This window comes from Rhizobium laguerreae (assembly GCF_019778565.1).
In the GTDB taxonomy this organism is placed as follows: Bacteria; Pseudomonadota; Alphaproteobacteria; order Rhizobiales; family Rhizobiaceae; genus Rhizobium; species Rhizobium laguerreae.
In genome coordinates this window covers 314,955-339,067 of sequence record NZ_JAAXQT010000007.1, presented here as the reverse complement: position 1 = coordinate 339,067, position 24,113 = coordinate 314,955, and the positions used below count along the sequence as shown (strand labels likewise).

The window sequence follows — 24,113 nt, the reverse complement described above, 5'->3', positions numbered from 1 at the left end:
CCTCCTCCTTTTGCCGGCGATCTCCTCATCGCCGGCTGTTTATTTCCGATTATATCCTGAGCGCACGATCTCTTGCATGATTGATATGTGCGACAAGGCTGTTGACGGCGTCCTCCGCCGATCGTCGTTCGATCGCCTCGAGCACCTTCAGGTGCTCACCCATGACAGGTCCGACGTGACCATCGATGCGAAAACGGTCCTGACTGATCAGGCGCATCTTGATCGAGTTCACCCGGTAGGCGTTCGAGATGATGGTATTTCCCAAAGCATCGATAAAGGCATCGTGCATGCCCCAATCGACAGCTTGTGCGTGCACTTCCAGTTCGTGCGATCCATCGCCATTTCGAATGGCGTCGGCAATATCCCGATGCTGCTTCAGGAGCCCGGCGACGGTCTCGTCAGATGCAGAGCGGGTGAAAAGCGCAACCGCTTCCTTCTCCAGGAAGACGCGCAGCTGGAACGCCTCGCGAATGAGGTTCAGGTCGATATGAGCGATCTGCAAACCCCGCTGTGGCACCGTCTTGATCAGCCCTTCGGCTTCGAGCCTCGGGATGAGTTCGCGGATGGCGCCAAGCGTCAGCCCTGTCAGCTCAACGAGGCGGCGCTGCGAAACGAACTGGCCGGGGCGCACGTCACGCGCAAGAAGGTGGCGTGTGAAGCTCTCATACGCCTTTTCCCGCAGTGTCGGCTGCTCGTCCGTTCCGTCCATCGCCTCCCCCAGAAACATCTCCGACCTATGCCGCTTTCGAGCGGAAAAGAGTGTCGAACGCAAGAGCGAGTTGCGCCTGCCCTTCACCGGATATTGAGACGAGTGGTGGTCGAACCGCAAGCCAGATTTCATCCGACGTCAGGTGAGCGACCATCGCTTTCACGGCGGCGGTCACCGGAAATTTCAGCAGTTCGGCCACGAAATTCTCGACGCGAGGATCGTCCATGCCTTTCTCCGCCATCAGCTTGACTTCGCGAGGTACGAAATTCGCCATGCCGGAGATCGCACCCTGGCCGCCAAGCCGCACGCCCTTCGCCAGGTGACGTTCGTCCCCCACCAGGATGACGAGATCGCCATGCGCCTTCAGTAGCGTTTCGGTAAAAGGCCAATCGCCGGAGGAATCCTTGACGCCCGTTACCACGTTGGGAAAGGCGGTCCGCAGGCGGCCGATCAGCGAAACAGTCAGCGGAACCATGGTGACCGAGGGAATGTTGTAGACGATAATGTCTCGCGCCTTGTCGCCAAGGATGGCGAAGACAGCCGAGAACCACTGGAAGACGCCATCGTCACTGACGTTCTTGAAGTAGGAAGGAGGAGCAAGAAGGATATTGCGGGCTCCCTTGGAAAGCGCATGGCCGGCCTGCATCGCCGCATCGTCGGCCGCGTCGACCAGCACACCGACGATGATCTGCTTTGCGGCTATCCCACTATCGAGCAAGGAAGCGAGAACACGCTCACGTTCCCGCGTGCCGATGGAAGAACCTTCACCCGTCGTCCCGAACAGGGTCACACTCGAGCACCCCGCAGCGAGGCTTCGGCGTGCCTGCTCGATCATCGCCCCAATCGCGATATCGCCATTGCTGTCGAATGGTGTGGCGAGAGCGACCGAGAGCCCGAATTTTTGTGTCAAATATGCTTCCTCCCAAAGAATGGATCAAGTGTAGCAAACTAACATGTTAGATGTAAAGAGGTGATTGCGCACTGCCTCGCTGCACGAATATCGAGGCAGTCGCTTTCTCACGATCAACTGGCATGCTTCGCCGTTGGCCCGTTCGCCCGCACGAGCGCCATCAGCATCGGGCCGATCGCAAATTCGCCCCTCTCGGTCCTTCGTGTCAGATCTCTGAGATAACCGCCGGGCGAGTTGATGTGCCCTCCCCTTTCCAGGATGCAAGCGATCACGGTTGCGGCGTTTTCCGGCCCCATGCCCGAGCAGGCTTCCTCATAGGCCGAGGGGCTGACGCCGAGCATCGACCGCACGACGACGGCGGCCGACATCAGGTCTCGCCAATTGCCGATGCTTCCGCCAGGCCCGTAATCGAGAATACTGGGGCAGGCCTGGAGGACGAGGCCGAGCGGGAAGGATTTCAGGCCTGGTCCGGCGCCCGGATCGGCCGCGCCCCCCGCGCTGCTCGTCCCGCCGGAAGGCTTTTGCTGTTTCAATCTTCGTTCGTCTGACGGCCCGGCGTTCGGGTCGTTATCGGCCGCTGCCTTTTCGCCCTGCTTCGGTTCGAAGCTTGGTTCAAGTTCATAAAGGGAGTGCGGATTTGAATTCTGTCTGTGATGCTCAATTTGAGACTCATTGGCGTTCATTTTTTTTGCTTTTATCCGTCTTTCCAGCATGTTGACGATCTCGGCGCGCAGCAGCCCCATCTCGTCGAGCAGCGGCGCCAGGTCTTCGGCGGTCGCCACGCGTGGAATTCGGGCAAGAAGCGCTCGAAACATCGCCGAAATGCCCTCCCAATCACCGGAAATCCCTTCTTCGAGCGCGGTCGCTATCAGCTTGGAGATATCGCGCCGGCACACCGTCAGGCGTTCCCTTGTCACCCGTAACAGCTCCCGGTCGGCAACCGCCTGAGCGGCCAGGCTTTCGATTTCGACAGCACGGGCCAGAAGCGGTGCGACGCTGAAGCCGAAGGCCTCGCCTATAGCCCCTGCTCTATCGCGGCGCGCATAGCGCTTTCCATTCGGGCTGTCCTTGCGCAGGATCAGGCCGGCCTCGACCAGGACGGCAAGATGCCGCCTGAGGGTGGCTGGGGTCATGCCACGAGCGCGCAACGAAAGCTGCGCATTCGACGGGAAGACGATCAGTCCCTTTTCCTCGGAGATCTCGTCGTCAGGGTAGAAGGTCAAAAGCGCGTCGAGCACCGTCAGCGCCCGATCGGTGACGCCAAGCGCCGGCCGTGCTTCGCAGATCGCCCTGAACAGCTTCCATTTGCTGCGTTTCATCCCCGGCTCGATGGTCTCGGCCAGTTGCTGGCTTGCCAGCATGCCAAGCGACATCGGCCGCCGCCCGAAGGGCGTCGTCACATATCCACTCTCCATTTGCCTTCACCTTCGTTCAGGCAAAAGAAAACCATCCACCAATTTGGTGCCTAAGACGCTTGACTGTGATTCGTGGAAATGCGATTCTTGATGTGCTTAAGATCTGAGAAGGGCTTCCACGGCGTCGTCGTTGGGGGCCTTTTTCTTTTGCGCGCTACGCTCCTCTGTCCTTGTTGAACTCCTGGAACAGGCCCTTCAGCCTTTCCTGGACGAATAGATCGAAACCGGGCGCGGTCTTGCCGTCGAAGACGAAGGTCGCACCGGATGCTGTCTTCTTGATCATGACAGGCACGCCGCTAACCTGGGTTTTGGCCACCGCCGGCTTCGGCGCGGCCGTCTTCTTCGTCGCCAGAACGAGTGCCCGGTGAAACCGCTCGTCGCTCGAAATTTTGCGCGCGTCGTCCGCGGACAACTCCGCGATGATCTTTTCGACGTCGGCTTTCTCAAGCCGCTCGCCCAGTTCCAACCATCGCCGGCGGCCGATATCAGGTGCGGCACCGATGGCGTTGACGAGCTCCAGAGGGACCTGCCGGATGACGATCAGCATTCTCGACAGCGCCGCCTTGTCCACGCCGAGAGCCGCCATAATCACATCGCGGCCAAAGCTGCGTTCCTCGAGCCGCGATGCGAAGAGCGCGCGCTCGATGTAGGAGAGATTGGTTCGAGCGCTGTTTTCCTGTCCCTGGCTGACGACCAGTTGACCGTCGGTGAGATCGCGGACGACCGCACGCACCCGGATGCCAATCTCTCGGGTGGCCGCCAGGCGCCGATGGCCGTAGGCGACCTGATAGCGTCCCCTGGTTTCCGGATGCGGGCGGACAAGGATCGGAACCTGCTGCCCATGCTCGCGGATCTGCTCGACGAGCTGCGCGAGTTCGGCCGCATCGATCGCCAATCGATCACTGACGAAGGAAGCGTCGATCAGGCCGGGATCGAGTTCGACGATAGTCTGGCCGGTGGCAAGCTGCCGTTCCAGCTCACTCGCCCGCTCCATTTTCTCGGTAATGTTGCCAAGCGTCTTGGTAATGCCGCCGACCGGCGCGGCACTGCGCTCCTGCGGCACGAATCCGGCGATGGGACGATTGTCGCGCGGCGCGACCGCATCCGCCCTTGCCGGGTTCGGAGCGGAAATTTCGATGAGGTTCTTGCGCGCCATCTATCTATTTCCTTCCCCAGGTCGAGCGAATATGCGCTTCGATCTCGCCATTCACGAGGTTGAGGGATTCCAGTGCCCGATCGTAGGTTCCGCGTGTGAACTGCGACCGCTCGACCTCGTAGAGTGTCTGCTTGGTGACGCCGGCGTCGGCGACCGCCGTCGACTTCACCATGGCGTTGTGGAGCATTCGATTGCCGAAGATCGCCCGCATGAAGCCTGTCATCTGGCTTTGCGGTCCGTCGTTCGGCTCGAACCGCGTCACGAGATAGCGCATCCAGTCATAGCTGGTACGCCCGCCGGCCTTTTCCACGACCGACATCAGCTCACTCGTCATCGTCAGAAACTGCGACATCGACATCACATCCAGCATCTGCGGGTGGACCGTGATCAAGACCGAGGTGGCCGCGCAGAGCGCCGACATCGTCAAGAACCCCAGTTGTGGCGGGCAGTCGATGACCACGACGTCGTAAAGGCTTTCGATCTCCGTCAGGACCTCGCCGATGCGGGCAAAGAACATCGTCTCCGCCGTACCCGACGCCATCGCCTTTGGGGTCTCGTGCTCGAATTCCATCAGCTCGAGATTGCCCGGAATGAGATGCAGATTGGGCGTGTAGGTGGCGCGCACGATGTCGGCGATGGGGCGCGGATCCTCATATCGGATCGCACCGTAGATCGTTTCGCCCTCTCCGACGTCGAATTCCGGCTGATGACCGAACAAGGCGGACAAGGAGGCCTGCGGATCGAGGTCGACGGCGAGCACGCGGTAGCCCCTGAGCGCCATGAACTGCGCTAGATGGGCCGCAGTGGTGGTCTTGCCCGAGCCACCCTTGAAATTCATGACGGAGATGATCTGGAGTTTTTCGCCCGGCCGGCGGGCCGGCACATATTTCGGCGTTCCGTTTCGCTCGTCGAGGACCCGGCGAATCCGGTCCATATCGGTTGCACTGTAAAGCCGCCGTCCGTTTGCGAGCGGATCGGGGCCGTGGCCGTCGGCGGCCACCTGGCGGAGATAACCTTCGCCGATGCCGATGAAGGCCGCAGCTTCCGCCGGCGTAAATGTTCTGATGGTCTTTTGCGAGAGCGGGGGAAAGATTTTTGCCTGATGCTGCTGAAGTTGATAGGATAACTCCTTCGCATCTGTAGCCAGAAGCGATGGGAGGTGCTCTTGATCGTCTTGAAGAGCAAGACTCGGCTGCATGATCTTTTTCCCAGGTAACTGCGCAATTTTGAACGAAAGCGCTTCAGTTGCGCAGTTACTATATGCCTCGATTCGTTACCAATTTACAAATGCTTAACCAAACCGCCCATTTCAGCCCGCCAAGACAGCTTGCGACATGAGCCAGATTTCAAGTGATTCGCGCATTGCCGATGACTCGAAGTGACTGATAACTACGGTGGCTTTGCAACCACTCGGAGGTCAATCATGTCACCCTATAAGCAATATTTATCAATAGCTTGGGCGCTACATCTCTATTTCCCATCGTCCTTCAGGTAGTTGTTGCCGTTGATCACCAGAAGCCCGTCGGAACCTTTGTCGGGTTCGAATATGCTCATGGTTTGGTCCTACCGCTGGCGTCGGTCAGATCGAGGCGATAACCGGAAAGCTTGTAGCGTCCGCTTGCTCCCGGCCGGTTGCTTGACGTAGTGACGCCCGATTGCGATCCGCCGATTTCGTTCGCCATCGAGGCGCCCGACCAGCCTGTGCGTTCGAAAGTACCGTTTCGATGAAGCGTCAGCGTATGGCTGGACGCCACCAATCCCGATGAGGTCGCAGTCAATGCCGCTCGAGGCGAAGGTGGATACCCATTCGCCGTCGAGCGTCGTGCCCTCATCAAACGGCGGCACGGCGCGGTAGTCTGCGTCGGCAATCAACAGGTCCTCACCTTTTTTCGAGAATCATGCCGGCCTGCAGGGAACTGCGCGCTGCCGGGAGCGGCTTGGTGATCTGAATTAGAGCATTGCGCGCTTGTCGTCCTCCGTTTCCGGAAAATCTTTCTGCAGCATGAACAGATTGCCCTTGCCGGCTTTCCTCCAGCCGGAAGCGGCATCGGGCAGGGTCACCGTCAAGCCGCCGATATCGGCGGGTGCGGCGAAGGATTGAGGGCTGGACAGTAGGGAAACGAGGACGAGAATGAAACCCAAGCCTGATCTCACCCGACCGACCCGATCGATCTGTGCGTTGCCCATGTGCGCCTCCCCGGACGCCGTCCTCAGCATCGGGCGGCAGGGTGCGCCTCAGGATCACGGGTCTACACCGGCCCAACATTGACTTATCCGGCAAATGAATGTTTGCCATCCCTTGTTTTGCAGTGCACAATATTTGCTGTTAACAGGGATGTGAGCCGGTGAGAATTTGCATCTACAAATCAGATGAAGCTCCTGAAGTGACGCTGTTCTTGCGAGAGGGCGTACCGGTGCCCGCACATCCGAAGAGCCAAAAGTGGCGGCACATAAAAGCGGTTGTTGGCGAAGAGGTAAGGGCCGACCTTCTGACCCAGATAGAGATCGGCAATGGATGTCTTTTTGTCAATCTTGGGGCATCCCCGAAACACTGATCTAGGCGGCTGGGCTAAACGCTGCTCAACCGACACGGAATATGCTCGCTCGTTGTTGTACCCGCCGCCAATCTTCAGGAGGCAAGCCTTCCCCCCCGTTCATCTCTATTTAAAGATTGCGGTGAGCCTTTGAGGGTTCTAGTCGCAGCCAGATGAACGTTCTGCGGCGGGTCGATTTTAAGTCTCCAACCGGCCGGAAGAAAAGCCGCGCGGCCTACTCCCCCATCGATTGGTAGAGCCAGTCGGAAAGCGTCTGGCGCGCCACGCGCGCATCGGCGCCGGGAATCAGGGCGTCGTCGGTCAGTTCGACGCCGAAATACGACGTGGATTGATCGGTTATCACCTGGCGTTCGTCTTCGTTCGCGGCGAGATAGATCCGGGCGATTTCATCGATGCCGAACTGCTCCGGGCCGCCGATTTCGACGACATCGCCCGAGGGAGCGCCGGCGGCCAGTTCCGCCAGGAATGCGGCGACATCCCCGGCTGCGACCGGCCTCATCAAGGCCGATGGCAATCGAAAGACATTGCCTTCAACGCCGATGTCGATCAATCCGTTTATGAACTCGTAAAATTGCGTGGAGCGGAGAATCGTATGAGGTCGACCTGAAGCGCGGATCAGATTTTCCTGCACCATTTTCGCGCGAAAATAGTCGCTCTCCACGAGGCGCGGCGTGCCAACGACGGAGAGTGCGAGATAGTGCCGGATGCCGGCTTGCCCCACAGCTGCGAGCAAGTTCTTCGTCGACGCCTTGAAGAAATCGAACGCCGAACTGTCACCGAACGATGCGGCATTGGTTACGTCAACGACGATTTCGGTTCCCGCCATTGCCGCTTCGAGACCCTTGCCGGACACCGTATCGACGCCCAGCGACAATGATGCGGCCGTGACGTCATGGCCCGAGCGGCGCAGCTTCTCGCTGAGCCGGGTTCCGATGAGACCGCTTGCTCCCACCACCATGATTTTCATGTCTGCATCCTCTGTTGCATCTCGTTCGCAATGCCTCGCGCGGATCGACAATGGCCGGAAAGCCGCGCCCCTTCCATCGTGCTTGAGGTCCGGCGCCTTAGACCTGTGGCATAGCGGAGGCAGCCCAAGGTCTAGTCTGTGCCATCGGAAGGAGGGAAGAGCCTTCGGATTGCGCGTTCGCCCCCGAAAATTCCGGCTACATTCCCGCGCAATGCATGGGTTTCCATGAGTTGCGGTTGTGGTGTCGCGGGATTACGGTTTGAAGATGAGCGCTCCCGCCCCGAAATCGAGAACGACCGCTTCAGGAAATGCTGACGATCCCCCGGTTCTCTCGGTCCGGCAGGAGCAGTGGATGCTGAGCGTTTGGTCGCACCGTCCCCAGTTCCTGCATCTGGGGCTTTTCTTCCTCGCCTATGTACTCGCCTGCGGCTTCGCACAGTCGCTGGCAATCGTGCCGGGAACGGGTATTTCCATCTGGCCTCCGGGCGGGCTTTTCGTGGCTACGCTCATCCTCGCCTCAAGGCGCAGCTGGCCATGGTGGATCCTGTCGGCTTGCCTGGCAGAGATGTTCAGCAATTTCCTGTGGTTCTACAGCCCCGTGCCCGCGGCCTTCCTGATCTATGTCGGCAACGCTCTCGGAGCGGTGGTCGCGGCATGGCTGGTGAACCGGACCTTGAAGCACCCTGTTCATATGGAAACTCTGCAGGAAGTTCTCACATTCGTCGTCCTGGCTGCCGGAATCGCACCGATCGTGAGCGCGACCGTGGGAAGTGCGACGCTCGCCTGGTTCGCGATCCAATCACAATCCTTCGCGACGGCCTGGCCACTATGGTGGATCGGAGACGCAACCGGGGTTCTGATCGTAGCGCCGCTGGCGCTGGTGCTCTTTCACAGCTGGCGCGGCAAGACGCAGTTCTCGACCGCGCAATGGGTGGAAGCCTGCGTCCTGGGGCTCATCTTTCTCGGTGTCGCGGCTCTTTCGCTCAGCGGCTATCTTCCCTTCGCCTATATCATCATGCCGCCTCTTCTTTGGGCGGCGGTCCGTTTCGAGTTCAAGGGTGCTGCCGTATCGCTCGCCCTGCTCGCTCTAATCACGGCGGTATTTACGGTAACCGGCGCCAGCCAATTTGTCGGCGACGCCGAGTCCCAGAAACACAAGCAGATCATGCTGCAGCTGTTTTTGGCCATTTCGGCATTTTCGGCGCTTATCGTTGCCGCCATATCCCGGCAGCACCAGCTGGCGGTGCTGACATTGCGCCAAAGCGTGGAGACGTTGCGCGACCGGGAGCGGGGACTCTCTCAGCTCGTGGACATGGTGCCGAGTCATGTCTGGCGTCTGACGCCCGACGGCGAGCCGACCTTTTTCAACAGGCGGATGGTCGATTTCCTCGGTCTCGACGTGGCGGACTCGGACAGGCCAGGCATCAGCCGACTGGAGGCGGTCCTGCAGGCCATCGTTCATCCCGATGACGCAGCCGGGTTCAGGGACGCCCTTCGCCATTGCCTTGCAACCGGGGAGAGCTTCGTCATGCGGTATCGGCTGCGGCGCGCCGACGGTCTCTATCACTGGATGTCGAGCCGCGCCGAGCCGATGCGCGATCAGGCCGGCAACATCGTCCAGTGGTACGGGCTTTGTCACGATATCGACGATCAGGTGCATGCCGAAGAGACCGTGCGCCGGAGCGAACGGCAGCTTCAACAGATGATCGATGCCGTGCCGGTCCGCATTTGGAGCGTGGAACCAACAGGCGGATCGATCTACTTCAACAAACGCTACCAGGATCATTTCCACGCCGTCATCGCCAATTTTGACGCGCAGGCCGAACCGCGCATCGATGAACTCCTGCAGCAGCTGGTCCATCCCGAGGATGCGTCCGAAGTGCAGCGCACGCTGCACACCTGTTTCGAAACCGGCGGCGGCACCACCATGCGGTTCCGCTGGCTTGAAAAGGACGGCGTCTATCGCTGGGCGGAATGCAGAGTGGAGCCTCGGCGTGACGACCACGGAACGGTCGTGCAATGGTACGGTGTCTCCCTCGACATCGACGAGGAGGTGCGTGCGCTGCAGGCGTTGCGCGACCGAGAGCGCGAGCTCTCGCAGCTCGTGGACATGGTCCCGGTGCAGATCAGGCGCCTGACGCCGGAAGGCGAGCCGGTCTTCTTCAACAAGCGCCTGATCGACTTTTTCGGTCTCGATGTTGGCGATATGGACAAGCCAGGCATGAGCCGCCTCTCGTCGGTCATTGAAACCCTCGTCCATCCCGATGACGCATCACGATTGCTGGAGACGGTTCATCATTCCCTCGCCAGCGGCGAGCCCTTCTCGATAAAATATCGCATGCGCCGTTTCGACGGAGCCTATCGCTGGGTCGATGGCCGAGCCGAGCCGCTGCGCGATCAAAGCGGCGCGATCATGCAATGGTATGTCATATCCGTCGACATCGACGATGAGATGCGCGCGCAGGAAGCATTGCGCGACCGAGAGCGAGAGCTTTCGCAACTCGTGGACATGGTTCCGAGCCTGCTCTGGCGGCTCAATCCGGAAGGCGCTCCGACTTTTTTCAACCAGCGCCTGATCGATTTTCTGGGTCTCGACATCGCCGACATGGAAAAGCCGGGTGTCAGCCGGCTGGCAGCGCTCATCGAGGCCGCCGTCCATCCCGACGATGCCGCCGGCCTCGAGCAAGCGCTCAACCATTCCTTCGCCACCGGGGAGCGCTTCTCCAGTCAGTATCGCCTGCGGCGCGCCGATGGCGTCTACCGCTGGGTGAAAGGCAGCGCGGAGCCGTTGCGGGATCAGAGCGGCCGGATCGTCCAATGGTATGGTCTGTCGCATGACATCGACGATCAACTGCGCGTCGAGGAGGCACTGCGGGAGAGAGAGCGTTCGCTTTGGCAGCTCGTTGAAACGCTGCCGGCAATGATCGATTGCGCAGCACCTGATGGAGAGCCGATCTATCGCAGCCAGCAACTGCGCGACTTCCTCGGTTATAATCTCGAAGAGCTGGATGGAACGGACAAAACCCGGCTGGACGGCACACTCGATGCCGGTGTTCATCCCGACGATTTGGCAGGTGTCAAGGAAAACTATGCCCATTCATTATCCACTGGCGAGCCCTATGCGCGTAGGCACCGTCTGCGGCGCCATGATGGTGAATATCGCTGGGTCGAGACCCGTGCGGCACCGATGCGCAATGCCGAAGGCGTCATCGTCCAGTGGAATGTCATCTGCCTTGATATCGACGGTGAGGTTCACACGGAGGAAGATCTGCGTCGAGCGCGAGAGGGTCTTGCACGGGCGAGCCAAGTGGCGAGCCTGGCCGAACTTTCAGCCTCCATTGCGCACGAGGTGAACCAGCCGCTCGCGGCCGTCGTGGCCAACTCACACGCTTGCCAGCGCTGGCTCATGGCCGAGCCGCCGAATATGGAGCGGGCACAGAGGACGGTCGAGCGCATCATCCGGGATGCCAACTCGGCGGCGGATGTCGTCAGCCGCATTCGCGCTCTGTTCAAGCAATCCGTAGACAGGAGGACCCCATCGACGCTCTCCGGTATCGTCAACGAAGCGCGCAACCTCATGGCCGACGAGGCCTGGCGTCGTCACGTTCGGATGGAGGTGGAGGTCGATGCCGCCCTTCCGCTCATCGCAATCGACCGCGTCCAGATGCAGCAGGTTCTCATCAATCTCATCCGCAACGGCATCGAGGCAATGGACGCCACGACAGGCGACAGGGTCATTGAAATCCGCGTGCGCCAGATCGGGAATATCCTCCAGACCGAGATCAGCGATCGCGGCCAGGGCATCGAATTTCCCGAAAAGATGTTCGAGCCGTTCTTCACGACGAAGGAAAACGGCATGGGCATGGGCCTGGCCATCTGCCGCTCGATCGTCGAACTGCACGGCGGACGATTGTGGGCCGAGAAGAACAATCCGTGCGGAGCGACGTTGATCTTCACATTGCCTATTGAAACGAAGGCGGCGCCATGACGGCCGACGACCATATCGTCTTCATCGTCGACGACGATGAACGTATCCGGGAAGCGCTCGTCGAGCTGCTGGACTCGCACGGCATGCACGCCATCGCCTTCGAATCGGCCTGCGACTACGTGAGAGCGGACAAGCCGGATGTGCCCGCCTGCCTCGTGCTGGATATCGAGCTGCCTGACATCAACGGTCTCGATCTGCAGAGACAGATCGCCGACAGGGATCATCCGCCGATCGTCTTCATTACGGGACATGGCGACATTCCCTCCTCCGTGCGTGCGATCAAGCATGGCGCGGTGGACTTCCTGACCAAGCCGTTCAGCGATGCGGATCTCATGGCGGCAATCCACGCGGCGATTGCTCAGGATCGGGAAAAGAGAGCCGAGCGCGCCGAGATCGACATGCTCAGACAACACTATCTCGACCTGACGCCGCGCGAGCGCGAGGTGCTGCCGCTCGTCGTCAGCGGCCTTCTCAACAAGCAGGCCGCAGCCGAACTGGGGATCAGCGAAGTCACGCTGCAGATCCACAGAAGAAACGTGATGCAGAAAATGGCCGCGGCATCGCTCGCCGATCTGGTGCGGATCGCGGAGAGATTGGAAATACCGATAACCCACTCGCGCAGAGTGGGAGGGAATTGAACATGAACAAGACAAGACATGTCGTGGCAATTGTCGATGACGATCCAAGGTTGCTTGAATCGATGGGCGACCTTCTGGAATCGGCGGGCTATGTGGCCCGCAGCTTCTCATCGGCGGGCTCGCTGCTCGTCAACGGGCTGTCGGACCTCGACCTGCTCATCACCGATATCGGAATGCCTGGCATCGACGGCTTCGAACTTCGCGACCTCGTGAGGAAGTCGCGTCCGGAGCTGCCGGTATTCATGATCACGGGCCGACACGAAATAGCGGATCAGGGACGCGCTCAAGGCGCGAGCGGATTTTTCCGCAAGCCCTTCGATGCCCAGGCCCTGCTGGCGGCCATTGCCAACGCTTTGCATAAATCGACAGATGGAGGGTGACATGAGAGTTGACCAGCCGTTGCCGCGGAGATCGGCGCCGTTATCATTGCAGTACAGTTATGAAGAGACCCAGCCGCTTGTCATTATCGTCGATGACGACGCATCGGTTCGCGAGGCGCTGTCGGAGCTGATCCTGTCGGCGGGTTTCCAGTCGACCAGTTTTGCTTCGACCCGAGAATTGCTTGACGCCGATATCTTGGACTGCCCCGGCTGCCTGATCCTCGACGTGCGCATGCCAGGCGCAAGCGGCCTTCACCTGCAGAGCCATCTGGCCGAAAACGGCATTTCTAAGCCGATCATCTTCCTGACCGGGCATGGCGACATCCCGATGACCGTCCAGGCGATGAAGGCCGGCGCCGTGGATTTTCTCACCAAGCCGGTGCGGGACCAGACGCTGCTCGACGCCGTGACTGCCGGCATTGCGATGGATGCCGAACGACGGGCCGAAGCGGCGATCACCAAGCGCAATATCAAGCGCCTGGAGACACTGACGCAGCGCGAGCGCGAAGTTCTGCATGAAGTAGCGCGCGGCCGCCTCAACAAGCAGATCGCCTTCGACCTCGGCATCAGCGAGGTGACGGTCAAGCTGCATCGCAGCAATGTCATGCACAAGATGGAGGCGACCTCCATCGGCGAACTGATCCGGGCCTGGGAAACACTGCCCGCACAAATGCGCCAGGTCGGCCCGCGCTAGTAGGCGAAGGATGCCGGCCTCGAATACGATCTGCCGCTGTCCATTTGATGCGCCCCGTATCCGATTCGCGCCGGAAAAGACGATACGGCGCCGATAATGGGTTTCGGCCCCGCACCCATGCGTTATCTCTAAATTAAAGTTCGGGGATATGACCTGGTGGTGCCCGGCTTTGGTTCCCTAAAGGAGATCTCGCCTTGAACAATCAACCGTCAGCTGCGCCTTCCCCTGAAACCAACGCCTTCGACAACGAAGCTAATTTCCTGTCGGCCATGGGGAATGCCAAACGGCTTCACATTCTGCATCTGTTGGCCGAAGGCGAAATGTCCGTGTCCGTACTGGCTGACGAGGTGGGATTGAGCCAATCTTCGACTTCCCAGCATTTGGCAATTCTTCGAGAACAGGACCTCGTGCAAACGCGAAGGGCTGCCCAGACGATCTACTATTCACTTCAATCCGACGCGGCCAGAGCGATGCTCGACACGCTCGCCGACATCTTCGGATGGTACCCTCACACCGAAATAGCACGTGCGCGAGCCGTGGAATAGCACGTGCGCGAGCCGTGGGCGCCTGACAAAGGCGAAGCGTTGCTCTTGCGGCTTATGATTGGCGCCGCGGCAACGAAGAACACCGCAATGGCGAAGACCGCGGTTTCAAAGAAGATGACTGCCGTTCAATGGGCGTAAATCCAGGGCCTGGATGCAATCGCGCGGGGTCCCGCGATGCTTCGCCCACATTCCCCTCGAACGCCTCGATCCCTGATGTACGATTGATGTACGCCTCCTAGACGACGGTGTGATTACGCCTCCATTGCGAATGGAGATAATGAACCACATCAGGAAAGGGAACTGTCAGGAGGAGACGACCATGAGTATGGACGTATATGAGGCAGTCACAAGCCGACGGGCGGTGCGCGGATTCAAAGGCGAGCCAGTGAAAAGGGAGGTGCTTGAGCGGGTGCTGTCCGCCGCAGCTTGGTCGCCGTCAGGATCGAACATCCAGCCGTGGAACACCTATGTGATGACCGGCGCACCGCTGGCTGAGCTCAAGACGTCCGCCGTCGAGCGCGTGGCCCATGGCGACGCCTGGGACAAGCGGCAGTACGAGATGTACCCGCCCGTGCTGAAGTCCCCCTACGGGGAGCGCCGATCCGCCTTCGGCAAGGAGCGCTACAGCGCGCTCGGCATTGCGCGCGAGGACTGGGAGACGCGCCAGCGGGCAGCGATCGCCAACTGGAACTGTTTCGGCGCGCCCGCCGCCCTGTTCTGCTACATCGACCGTGACCTGGGCCTGGCCCAATGGGCCGACGTCGGCATGTATCTGCAGACCGTCATGCTGCTGCTCCGCGCCGAAGGTCTGCACAGTTGCCCGCAGATGGCGTGGTCGCAGGTTCGCGAGACGGTCGCAGAAGTCCTGTCACCCCCGGACGAGCTCATCCTCTTCTGCGGCATGTCGATCGGGTACGAGGATCCCACGGTCAGTTACACCCGCACAGGCCGCGCCCCGCTCGACGAGACGGTCACGTTCGTCGGCGATTAGTTGCCTGCGATCGAAGGACAAGAGACCCTTCTTTGATTTTTGCGTATGATAGATCCTTTATCATGCGAGATATTGGAGACCGCCATGACCACGCATAAAGTAGGCTATCTCATCGGCAGCCTCGCAAAGGGCTCGATCAACCGCAAGCTCGCGAAAGCGTTGGTTCGGTTCGCGCCGCCGGAACTTGAAATGTCGGAGATATCCTTCAAGGACCTGCCGCTCTACAGCTACGACTACGACGCCGACTACCCTCCGGCTGGCAAGGCATTCAAGGCGGCAATCGCGGCCGTCGACGCCGTGCTGTTCGTCACGCCCGAATACAATCGATCCATACCCGGCGGGCTGAAAAACGCCATCGACTGGGCGAGCCGCCCTTACGGCACCAACTCGTTCACACGCAAGCCGTCAGCGGTGATCGGCACGTCGCCGGGTGCGATAGGCACGGCAGTCGCCCAGCAGAATTTGCGCAGTGTGCTCAGTTTCTGCAACTCTCCCCAGATGAATGCCCCGGAAGCCTACATCCAGTTCACACCGGGGCTGATCACCGATGACGGCGAGGTCACCAACGACAAAACCGCCGATTTCCTTCGCACTTACATGCGGGACTTCCATGTCTTCATCGCAAGGGTTCGCTCAGTGCTGCCGAAAGATGCCTAGAGCCGTCGCCCTGCAGGAGCTGGCCGCGCCATCCGGGCGGTCAGCTCCTGTTTTTTAAAGCGGGCAATGCCCTCAGGCGAAGGCGTAGGAGCCGTCGGGTCGCTTCGGCACCCGTCGCTGCCAATGAATGTAGCCTTCCTCTTCCATCGCCTTCTCGTCCATTTCGACGCCCCAGCCCGGCCGGTCGGGACGCAGCTCCAGATAGCCGTCCTTCGGCAGATAGGGATCGACGACATAGCGGGTTTCCCCCTCCCGCTTCTCGATATCGAGGCCGCCATAGACATAGGCCTGTCCCTTTGGCAGCCGGTATTCGAGGATGCGGAAATTCTGCGCCGCCGCCGAAAAATGAACGTTGACCGCCGTGGCAAGCGGACCCATCGGGTTATGCGGCGCCACGCCGACGAAGAAGGCTTCGGCGAGTGTGGCGATGCGGCGCATTTCGCTGATGCCGCCGACGACGCAGATGTCGGGCTGGATGAGGTCGGCGCCCTTGACCTGCAGCAGCCGCAGGAACTCGTTTCTGTTATAGAGCGACTCGCCGGTCGCAAGTGTGCAGTTGAGCCCCTGTTTCAGGTCGCCCCAAGCCTCGATGTTCTCGGGACGCAGCGGCTCCTCGAAAAACAGCGGGTCATAAGGCGCCAGCGCATTGCCGAGCTGGCGAGCGGCGATCGGTTCGAAAATCTTGGCATGGGCATCGAAGGCGATTTCGTATTCGTCATTGACCGTTTCGCGAAGCGAGCGGAAATAATCCGCCGAGGCTTTCACGACATTACCCCAGCGGTTGGAGTGCATGTCGATCCGCCAAGGGCTGAGCTTGAAGGCGGTGAACCCCCATCCCTCCTTCAGGCGGTCGAATTCGTCGCGGGCCGCCGGCGCATCCGGCGCGGTATAGACACCGGCATAGACCTTGATGCGGTCGCGCACTTCGCCGCCGAGCAGCTTGTAGACCGGGACATTCACCGCCTTGGCCGCAAGGTCCCACAGGCAGTGATCGAGCGCCGAGATGGAGGCAAGGCCAAGCGCCCCCGGCGGAAAGCGGCTCTGCTGGATCAGCAGATTGACGAGATACTCCACGCGTGTCGGGTCCTGGCCGGAGACAAATCCGAAGAGATAATCGAGCAGCGGCGGCAGCGCCTTGTCGGGGCCGTGATTGTAGCATTCGCCCCAACCCGTCAGCCCGTCATCGGTGTCGAGCGCGACGATCACGCGCGGACGGTCCTTGTCGCGGGTCATGAAAACCCGCATGCGGTCGATCTTCATCTTTCTGTCCTTCTAGCGATTGAAATAGGTGCGGCGCGACTGGCGCGTCTGCACGTAGAGATGCTCGTTGTCGGTTCCGGGATTGTAGGCACCCGCACTTTGCGGCACCGAGACATTGCCGTTGCTGGGGAAGCGCGCCACGAAGGCCTCGTCGATATCGCAGCCAAGTCCCGGGCCATCAGGAACGGCGATCAAGCCGTCGACCTGTTGCGGATGCGGCACGATCGTCTGGCGGCGGCCGTCCCAGTCGTCGTCGAGGCGCTCGAGGATGAGGGCGTTGGGAATCGCTGCAAGCAGATGCAGAGCCGCATATTCCGCCACCGGCCCGAGCGAACCCGAATGCGGCGCCATCTGGATATGATGGGCTTCGGCCATGGCCGCGATCTTCTTCATCTGGGTGATGCCCCCGGCCCGGCCGGTGTCCGGCTGGATCACGTCGACCAGCTCCTTCTCGATGAGCTCACGCTCGCCGAAGATGGTCGCCGAGCGCTCGCCGGCGGCAAGCGGCACATGTGCTGCGTCGCGGATGCGCCGGTAGCCGTCGATATTCTCCGGCGCAATCGGATCTTCCACCCACATCAATTCATAGGGTTCGAGCGCCCGCACCAGCCGGCAGGCATCCGCAGGCGTCAGCCACGGCGGTCCATGCAGATCGATGGCGATGTCCATGGCGTCACCGACGGCGTCACGCAGCGCAGCAACCTTGCGGACCGGATCGGCGACGCCGCCGCATTTGATCGCCTTTATGCCTCGCGCTTTGATGGCAAGCGCGCGCTCGGGCGTATTCGCATGCGAATAGATCGGGATCCGGTCACGCACCTTGCCGCCGAGCAGCATCCAGACAGGCACGCCGAGCGCCTTGCCCTTGATGTCCCATAGCGCCATGTCGATGCCGGTCATCGCACCGCCTCCGACCGTTCCGAGCATGCCATGGCCCATCATCGTGATATGCATCTTCTGCCATAGCCGTTCGATATGGGCGGGATCTTCGCCAATGAGGAGTGGGGCGAGATCATGGATCGCCGTCTCGACGACGCGCGGCCAGCCGGAGCATTCACCGATGCCGGTAATGCCCTCATCGGTATCGATCTTTAGAAAGAGCCAATTTCGGGTGCCGCCGAGCTGTTTCGAGGCGCCACTACTGGACCGCTGGTCGGAAGCCCAGTTCGCCGGATCAGGCTGACCGACATGCATGAGAAAAGTGCGGATCCCGGTGATTTTCATCGCTGAAAACTCCCATTCTTCAAAATGTCCGGCGCGACGTATCGGAAACGCCGCGATTGATCACGATCACGCGGATCGGGGCGCGGGATCGCTGATATGAGCGCCTGCGTATAGGCATGTTCGGGTGTGCGGCAGACCTTCTCGGCGTCACCGATTTCGACGAGCTGGCCTTTGTACATGACGCCGACACGGTCACACATGTAGCGGATAACGCCGATATCATGACTGATGAAGATATAGGCGAGACCGAGTTCGTCCTGCAGGCGCATCAACAGATCGAGCACCTGCGAGCGCACCGAGACGTCAAGCGCCGAGGTTGCCTCGTCGGCAACGATGACGCGCGGATTGAGGGTGATGGCGCGAGCAATGCCGATGCGCTGACGCTGACCGCCGGAGAATGCGTGCGGGTAGCGCTCGCGCGCCCTCGGGTCGAGGCCAACCTGCTCCATCAGATGGCAAACGCGCTCCTCCAGCGCCCGCCCCTTTGCGACGCCATTGACGAGCAACGGCTCGCCGATGATCTGGGAGACGGTCATGCGTGGGTTGAGGGAGCCGAAAGGATCCTGGAAAACCATCCGCAATTCCCGCCTTGCTGCGGCAAGCGTCTGACCTTTTGCCGTTGCCAGATCGATGATGTCGCCGTCGGCGCGGCGATAGAGGATTTCGCCAGCAGTCGGATCGATCAGCCGCATGATCGAGCGGCCCATCGTCGTTTTGCCGGATCCGCTCTCGCCGACGATGCCGAGCGTTTCCCCTGGCAGAAGCGAAATGGAAATATCGTCCAGCGCTTTCACCTCGCCGAAATCCATCGAGACGTTGCGGAGTTCGAGGATCGGTGCCGCCGTCGTGTCGAGCGGCGGGCGCGCCAGCCGGATTTCGGCCTTCGCTTCCAGCTTCAGCACCGAGCCGATCAGCATACGGGTATAGTCGTCTTTCGGCGCATGAAAGATCTGCTCGACCGGCGCATATTCCTTGGCGACGCCGTTATGCATGACCAGCACATCGTCGGCGATCTGCGCCACGACACCCATGTCATGCGTGATGAACAGAACCGCCATGCCCTTGGCCTTCTGCAGTCGGGCAATCAGGTCGAGAATTTCAGCCTGGGTCGTCACATCGAGGGCCGTGGTCGGCTCGTCGGCGATCAGCAGCTGCGGTTTGCAGGCGAGCGCCATGGCAATCATGGCGCGCTGGCGCATCCCGCCGGAATATTGAAAGGCATATCGGTCCAGCGCTTTTTCCGGCGAGGGAATCTCGACCTGGCTGAGCAGCGATATGGCTTCAGCGCGCGCCTCTGCCTTGCTCATCCTGGTGTGAAGGCGAAGCGCCTCGACGATCTGGTTGCCGACCGTGTGGATCGGCGACAGCGACGACATCGGCTCCTGGAAGATCATGGCGATGTCGCGGCCGCGGATCGCTCGGATCTGACGCCCGCGCGGGCTGAGGCTGGTCAGATCGATCGAGCCGCCGTTCTGATCGTTCAATATGATCGATCCGCCGGATATGCGGCCGGGCGCATCGACGATCTGCAGAATCGATCGCGCCGTCACCGACTTGCCGGATCCGCTTTCGCCGACGACACAGAGGGTCTTGCCCGGCTCGATCGAGAAAGACAGATCGCTGACGGCGCGAAATACGCCGGTGCGCAGAGGGAACTCGACCGTCAGATTTTTCACCTGCAACAGCGGCCTGCCGGCAATAGGAAGGATATCGGTCATGCCGGCCTCACTTGTTGTAGGGGTCGGCCGCATCGCGCAGGCCGTCGCCGAGAAGGTTGAGCGCCATCACGGCGACCACGACGGCGCAGCCCGGCATGAAGAGCCATGGCGCGGTGGCGATCGAGCGAATGTTCTGGGCCTCGCGCAGAAGCACGCCCCAGGAGATAGTCGGCGGCTGCAGACCGAGCCCCAGGAAGGAGAGAGAGGTTTCGGCAAGGATCATCGCCGGCACCGCAAGCGTGATCGACGCGATGATATGGCTGGCAAAGCTCGGCAGCATATGGCGAAAGATGATGCGCCTTTCGCGAACGCCGTCGAGCCTGGCGGCGGCGACGAATTCCTCGGTGCGCAAAGACAGGAATCGGCCGCGAACGACGCGGGCGAGCTGCGCCCAGCCGGTCAGCGACAGGATGATCGTGATCATCATATATTGCAGCGTCGCAGGCCAGTCCTGCGGCAGGGCCGCGGCCATTGCCAGCCAGATCGGGATCGTCGGCAACGACAGCACGAAATCGATCACCCGCTGCAGGAAGAAATCGATCCGGCCGCCGTAATATCCCGAGATGCCGCCGAGCACGATGCCGAGCATCAACGAGAAGAAGACGCCGACGAGGCCGATCGACAACGAGATCTGCGAGCCCTGCACCGTTCGGCTGAAGACATCGCGCCCAAGCCTGTCGGCGCCGAACAGAAGCAGCGGCGTCGTCTTGTCGGGCGAGGCGATCAGATGGATGTTGGTCCTGAACAGGCCGAACACCGAATATTCATAGCCGCGCCCGAAGAACTGGACGTCGACACGTTTTGTCGTGTCTTCCTTGTAGATGGCGGCCAACGTTTCCGGATCGCGGGTCAGCTTCATCGGATAATAATGCGGGCCGAAGGAGAACCCGTTCTCGGTATCGATCAGATGCAATCTCTGCGGCGGGTGAAAGGTCGCCCGCGCATTTTGCAGGTACGGATCGTTAATGGCGAAGAAGCCGGGAATAAGGGCGACGATATACATCAGCACGGTGACGACGAGCGCCACCATGGCCAGCCGGTGCCGGCGGAAAGCCCACCAGATGAGCTGCCACTGGGATGCAACGGCGGCGCGATCCGGCGGAATGTTCGTAACGGTGATGTCAGCCATGTGAGGCTCCTACTCCAACCGGATGCGGGGATCGACCAGCGCAAGCAGGATGTCGCTGATCAAAGAGCCTATCAGCGTCAGCGCGCAGATCAGCAGGACGAAGGCGCCGGCGAGATACATATCCTGGGCCATCAGTGCCTGCAGCAGCAAGGGTGCGGCCGTCGGCAGATTGAGGACGATGGCGACGACGACCGAGCCGGAAATGAGGTTGGGCAGCAGCCAGGCGATCGTCGAGATGAACGGATTGAGCGCGATCATCAGAGGATATTTCATCAGCAGCCGGAACTCTGAGAGGCCTTTTGCCCGTGCCGTGGTCACGTAAGGCTTCGGCAGTTCATCGAGCATGTTGGCGCGCATGACGCGGATGAGGCTCGCCGTCGAGGAGACGGCAAGGATGATGACGGGAAGCCAGAGATGCGAGAAGAGGTCGACCATCTTGGCGAAGCTCCAGGACGCGTTCTCGTATTCCGGCGAAAAGAGCCCGCCGACATCCTGTCCGAATTCGACCGCCGCGACATACATCAGCACCAGCGCCAGCAGGAAGGACGGAACGGCCAGGCCGAAAAAGGTGAAGGCGGTGAAGAAATAGTCACCGATCGAATATTTGCGCACGGCAGAATAGACGCCGATTGGCAGCGCGATCGCCCAGGTGGCGATTAATGTCGACAGCGCCAACACGAGCGTCAGCGCCATGCGCTCCCAGATCAGGTCCGAGACCGGCTGCTGCCATTCGAAGGAGATGCCGAAATCGCCGCGCGTGAGAATGCCCCACATCCATTTGAAATATTGGACGAGCATCGGGTCGCCGAGGCCGAAGCGCTCACGCAATTGCGCCGCCGTGTTCTGATCGACGATCTCGTTGGAGGCTGCCAGCGTCGCAATATAGGTGGTGACATAATCGCCCGGCGGTAACTGGATCAGCACGAAAGCCAGGAAGCTGACGGCAAACAGCGATGGAATCATCCATAGGAAGCGTTTGGCGATAAAGACCAGCATGAGGCGCCTCTTGCATTGAACGCCGCCTTCCGGGCCCTGTCGGCCGTCGGGGCCGGCAAGGCATCTCGGAGGGCGAACTGAAAAAAAGCGCCGTACCTGATGGTACGGCGCTCAAGACGAAAATCAGCTCGTGAAGGTGAATTGCTGCGGCATTGCAGGGCCGGGATTGGGCCAGGACCAGCTATCCGGCTCCTTCTCGGGAACATTGCGTAGATTATTGCGGATGATGCCGAAGCCGCCGACGGCAAGGCAAAGGCCGACGGTCTCGAACTCCTCGGCCGCGATGTCGAAGATCTGCTTCATGATCGCGCCGCGCTTGTCGAGATCGGCCGTCGAACGCGCTTCGTCGAAGAGCTTCATGCGCTTCTTCTGGCTTTCCGGCGGTTCTTCGCCGCGGGCACCGTTGGAGGTGTACCAAAGCGTCCACGGGATGGCGTAACGCGAACCCTGCGGATGGAAGGCGAAGAAATCGCGCGGATCGAGCATCGGATCGAGACCGCCAGGACCCGGCCACACCGCCGCATCATGGGCGTTGTCGTCGCCGCGGGTGTAATAGAGCGCCCGCTCGATCGTATTGACCTTCATGTCGATACCGATCTGAGCCCAATGCGCCTTGACCAGTTCCAGGGCATCGACGAGGTCGGGATAGAGGGTCGGAATGACGTCGATCGAGAAGAACACCTTCTGGCCGTCGGGCCGGAGGCGAAAACCGTCGCCGCCTTTCTTATAGCCGGCCTCATCGAGCATCGCGCCTGCCTTGTCGGCGTCAAATTCGGTGAATTGGCGCGCGTATGTCTCGTTATACCAGGGATGGGTCGGACGCGGCCCGGCCTGGTAGGGCTCGCTCTGTCCGAAATAGACGATGTCGATGAGCTCCTGGCGATTGATGCCGATCGAGAGCGCTTGCCGAAACGACTTGTCGGCAAACATCTTGCGCATGGCAGGATCTTTGTGGGTGATGTTAAAGTAGATCTGGCACTGTTGCGAGGCCGAAGGCACGAGCGTCAGCAGCCGATAATCGCCCTTTTCCATGTTCTTGGACAACGTCGGCTTGTTGGCGAGAACGCTGATGTGACGCTCCTGGATGTCGATCTTTCCAGAGATGACGTTCAGCATCAGCGATTCGACGTCCTGCGAGATGCCGAAGTTGATTTCATCGATGTAGGGGAGCTGATTGCCCTCGGTATCGACCTGCCAGAAAAAAGGGTTGCGGGTCATGACGACGCGCGTAGCACCGCCGGCATAGGGCTCCTTGACCACCCATGGATCGAGCGTCGGCTTGTCGACATTGCCCCATCGCGACGGGATCTCGATGTCGCCGCAACGGCTGCGGAACAACTCCGTCCAACTGGTGACGCCGGCCTTCTTCGCATCGGCCTCGATATTGGGATTATATTTCGGCAGGAACTGGCTGCAATAATGCTTCGGGAACAGCGTCGGATGCTGGCCAAGCGGTGTGGCGAGGTTTTCCAGGTAAAGCGCGTTGGCCGCAGCAAAGGTGAACCTCACCGTATAATCGTCGATCTTCTCGACCGTGACCGGCTTGCCGGCGACAGCAAGCTGCGCCGGGGTCGAGCTGTAGAGCTCGGTGTTCTTGACGCAGTCTTCGATCGCGAAAACGACGTCATCGGCCGTAAAGGGATGACCGTCGGACCAGCGCACGCCTTCGATCAGATGGAACGTGAATTGTGTTGCGTCGTCGCTGACTTCCCAGCGCTCGGCAAGGTTCGGCTGCACGGCGGTAAAATCGAGGTTCCAGCGTACAAGGCTCTGGTTGCCGACCATACGCAGGATGCCGTTATGGTCGGATGAACCGCGAAGGCCGCGGCGCAGCGAACCGCCATAGGTGCCGACCTTCTCGAACGGCGCCACGACCATCGGCTTTTTCGGCAGGCGCTCGGCGAGCGGCGGCAGCTTTCCATCCTTGGCGAGCTGCGCAAGGGCCGGCGCTTCGCCGCCTGCGGCTGAGACGCGACCGGCGATAGACAGCGCCGCGACACCAGCCATGCCGCCAAGCACGGCGCGGCGGGTGACGCCACGCGACAGTATTTCTTTGGCCATCGAATTCCTCCCTTTTGTGCCGGCGCAGCCTTTGCACCGGCTGATGCGGCGGGCTCCCGACCCGACGCTGGCGCCCTCCTCGGCGCTACGACCGAAACCATAGACACCTTCTCAAATGAT

General features: G+C 60.6%; 19 protein-coding genes and 1 pseudogene. 7 read left to right on the top strand and 13 right to left on the bottom strand.

Annotation, left to right across the window (positions count from 1 at the left end; genetic code table 11):
* Positions 1-49: 49 nt before the first annotated feature.
* The 7 genes and pseudogenes from HFO71_RS22520 to HFO71_RS22485 form a co-directional block, all read right to left on the bottom strand.
* Complete coding sequence (locus HFO71_RS22520; RefSeq protein WP_170269071.1) at positions 50-727, bottom strand: GntR family transcriptional regulator; 678 nt, start codon at positions 725-727, stop codon at positions 50-52.
* Between the two features lie 7 nt (positions 728-734).
* Positions 735-1,619: a dihydrodipicolinate synthase family protein gene (locus HFO71_RS22515; RefSeq protein WP_132611985.1), complete on the bottom strand. Its 885-nt coding sequence runs from the start codon at positions 1,617-1,619 to the stop codon at positions 735-737.
* A gap of 113 nt (positions 1,620-1,732) precedes the next feature.
* Positions 1,733-3,034, bottom strand: a complete 1,302-nt coding sequence (repC, locus tag HFO71_RS22510; protein ID WP_168258571.1) for a plasmid replication protein RepC — start codon at positions 3,032-3,034, stop codon at positions 1,733-1,735.
* A gap of 154 nt (positions 3,035-3,188) precedes the next feature.
* Positions 3,189-4,190: a plasmid partitioning protein RepB gene (repB, locus tag HFO71_RS22505; RefSeq protein ID WP_131641236.1), complete on the bottom strand. Its 1,002-nt coding sequence runs from the start codon at positions 4,188-4,190 to the stop codon at positions 3,189-3,191.
* A gap of 4 nt (positions 4,191-4,194) precedes the next feature.
* Entirely contained in the window at positions 4,195-5,388 is a 1,194-nt protein-coding gene (repA, locus tag HFO71_RS22500) for a plasmid partitioning protein RepA (RefSeq protein ID WP_132611989.1), read from the bottom strand.
* A 272-nt stretch (positions 5,389-5,660) separates the two neighbouring features.
* Positions 5,661-6,377, bottom strand: a pseudogene (locus tag HFO71_RS35890) (hypothetical protein).
* A 582-nt stretch (positions 6,378-6,959) separates the two neighbouring features.
* Positions 6,960-7,712, bottom strand: a complete 753-nt coding sequence (locus HFO71_RS22485; RefSeq protein ID WP_131641237.1) for an SDR family oxidoreductase — start codon at positions 7,710-7,712, stop codon at positions 6,960-6,962.
* A 352-nt stretch (positions 7,713-8,064) separates the two neighbouring features.
* Here HFO71_RS22485 and HFO71_RS22480 point away from each other — a divergent pair, with 352 nt between their 5' ends.
* The 7 genes from HFO71_RS22480 (at position 8,065) to HFO71_RS22450 (ending at position 15,605) form a co-directional block, all read left to right on the top strand.
* Positions 8,065-11,700, top strand: coding sequence for a PAS domain-containing protein (locus tag HFO71_RS22480; RefSeq protein WP_221988421.1), 3,636 nt, complete (start codon positions 8,065-8,067; stop codon positions 11,698-11,700).
* On the top strand, positions 11,697-12,338 hold the full coding sequence (locus HFO71_RS22475) for a response regulator transcription factor (protein WP_077976962.1): 642 nt from the start codon (positions 11,697-11,699) through the stop codon (positions 12,336-12,338). Before HFO71_RS22480 ends, HFO71_RS22475 begins: the two co-directional genes overlap by 4 nt.
* 2 nt (positions 12,339-12,340) lie before the next feature.
* Positions 12,341-12,718: a response regulator gene (locus HFO71_RS22470; RefSeq protein WP_003550117.1), complete on the top strand. Its 378-nt coding sequence runs from the start codon at positions 12,341-12,343 to the stop codon at positions 12,716-12,718.
* Between the two features lies 1 nt (position 12,719).
* The gene (locus HFO71_RS22465) at positions 12,720-13,412 is read left to right on the top strand and encodes a response regulator transcription factor (protein ID WP_077976961.1); all 693 of its coding nucleotides are present in this window, start codon (positions 12,720-12,722) and stop codon (positions 13,410-13,412) included.
* Between the two features lie 194 nt (positions 13,413-13,606).
* On the top strand, positions 13,607-13,957 hold the full coding sequence (locus tag HFO71_RS22460; protein WP_077976960.1) for an ArsR/SmtB family transcription factor: 351 nt from the start codon (positions 13,607-13,609) through the stop codon (positions 13,955-13,957).
* Positions 13,958-14,282: 325 nt separating this feature from the next.
* Entirely contained in the window at positions 14,283-14,948 is a 666-nt protein-coding gene (locus HFO71_RS22455; RefSeq protein WP_077976959.1) for a nitroreductase, read from the top strand.
* Positions 14,949-15,032: 84 nt separating this feature from the next.
* Complete coding sequence (locus tag HFO71_RS22450) at positions 15,033-15,605, top strand: NADPH-dependent FMN reductase (protein WP_221958424.1); 573 nt, start codon at positions 15,033-15,035, stop codon at positions 15,603-15,605.
* Between the two features lie 72 nt (positions 15,606-15,677).
* Here HFO71_RS22450 and HFO71_RS22445 read toward each other — a convergent pair whose 3' ends face one another.
* From HFO71_RS22445 to HFO71_RS22420, 6 genes are all read right to left on the bottom strand, one after another.
* Positions 15,678-16,865, bottom strand: coding sequence for a galactarate dehydratase (locus tag HFO71_RS22445; protein ID WP_132611997.1), 1,188 nt, complete (start codon positions 16,863-16,865; stop codon positions 15,678-15,680).
* A 12-nt stretch (positions 16,866-16,877) separates the two neighbouring features.
* Positions 16,878-18,089 (bottom strand): mandelate racemase/muconate lactonizing enzyme family protein, encoded by a 1,212-nt coding sequence (locus HFO71_RS22440; RefSeq protein ID WP_221988420.1) that lies wholly within the window; start codon positions 18,087-18,089, stop codon positions 16,878-16,880.
* Positions 18,086-19,807 carry an ABC transporter ATP-binding protein gene (locus HFO71_RS22435; RefSeq protein WP_132612001.1) on the bottom strand — a complete coding sequence of 574 codons (1,722 nt, stop codon included), beginning with the start codon at positions 19,805-19,807 and terminating at the stop codon, positions 18,086-18,088. The genes HFO71_RS22440 and HFO71_RS22435 overlap by 4 nt, the downstream gene beginning before the upstream one ends.
* Positions 19,808-19,814: 7 nt before the next feature.
* Positions 19,815-20,936, bottom strand: coding sequence for an ABC transporter permease (locus HFO71_RS22430; protein ID WP_132612003.1), 1,122 nt, complete (start codon positions 20,934-20,936; stop codon positions 19,815-19,817).
* Positions 20,937-20,945: 9 nt separating this feature from the next.
* Entirely contained in the window at positions 20,946-21,932 is a 987-nt protein-coding gene (locus tag HFO71_RS22425; protein ID WP_027664799.1) for an ABC transporter permease, read from the bottom strand.
* Positions 21,933-22,055: 123 nt separating this feature from the next.
* Entirely contained in the window at positions 22,056-23,993 is a 1,938-nt protein-coding gene (locus tag HFO71_RS22420) for an ABC transporter substrate-binding protein (RefSeq protein ID WP_132612007.1), read from the bottom strand.
* Between the last annotated feature and the right edge of the window lie 120 nt (positions 23,994-24,113).

Bases quoted from the DNA above. Each gene is read 5' to 3' on its own strand.
- HFO71_RS22520 (WP_170269071.1), bottom strand. From the start codon at position 727: ATGTTTCTGGGGGAGGCGATGGACGGAACGGACGAGCAGCCGACACTG.
- repC (WP_168258571.1), bottom strand. From the start codon at position 3,034: ATGGAGAGTGGATATGTGACGACGCCCTTCGGGCGGCGGCCGATGTCG.
- repB (WP_131641236.1), bottom strand. From the start codon at position 4,190: ATGGCGCGCAAGAACCTCATCGAAATTTCCGCTCCGAACCCGGCAAGG.
- repA (WP_132611989.1), bottom strand. From the start codon at position 5,388: ATGCAGCCGAGTCTTGCTCTTCAAGACGATCAAGAGCACCTCCCATCG.
- HFO71_RS22485 (WP_131641237.1), bottom strand. From the start codon at position 7,712: ATGAAAATCATGGTGGTGGGAGCAAGCGGTCTCATCGGAACCCGGCTC.
- HFO71_RS22480 (WP_221988421.1), top strand. From the start codon at position 8,065: ATGCTGAGCGTTTGGTCGCACCGTCCCCAGTTCCTGCATCTGGGGCTT.
- HFO71_RS22475 (WP_077976962.1), top strand. From the start codon at position 11,697: ATGACGGCCGACGACCATATCGTCTTCATCGTCGACGACGATGAACGT.
- HFO71_RS22470 (WP_003550117.1), top strand. From the start codon at position 12,341: ATGAACAAGACAAGACATGTCGTGGCAATTGTCGATGACGATCCAAGG.
- HFO71_RS22465 (WP_077976961.1), top strand. From the start codon at position 12,720: ATGAGAGTTGACCAGCCGTTGCCGCGGAGATCGGCGCCGTTATCATTG.
- HFO71_RS22455 (WP_077976959.1), top strand. From the start codon at position 14,283: ATGGACGTATATGAGGCAGTCACAAGCCGACGGGCGGTGCGCGGATTC.
- HFO71_RS22450 (WP_221958424.1), top strand. From the start codon at position 15,033: ATGACCACGCATAAAGTAGGCTATCTCATCGGCAGCCTCGCAAAGGGC.
- HFO71_RS22445 (WP_132611997.1), bottom strand. From the start codon at position 16,865: ATGAAGATCGACCGCATGCGGGTTTTCATGACCCGCGACAAGGACCGT.
- HFO71_RS22440 (WP_221988420.1), bottom strand. From the start codon at position 18,089: ATGAAAATCACCGGGATCCGCACTTTTCTCATGCATGTCGGTCAGCCT.
- HFO71_RS22435 (WP_132612001.1), bottom strand. From the start codon at position 19,807: ATGACCGATATCCTTCCTATTGCCGGCAGGCCGCTGTTGCAGGTGAAA.
- HFO71_RS22430 (WP_132612003.1), bottom strand. From the start codon at position 20,936: ATGGCTGACATCACCGTTACGAACATTCCGCCGGATCGCGCCGCCGTT.
- HFO71_RS22425 (WP_027664799.1), bottom strand. From the start codon at position 21,932: ATGCTGGTCTTTATCGCCAAACGCTTCCTATGGATGATTCCATCGCTG.
- HFO71_RS22420 (WP_132612007.1), bottom strand. From the start codon at position 23,993: ATGGCCAAAGAAATACTGTCGCGTGGCGTCACCCGCCGCGCCGTGCTT.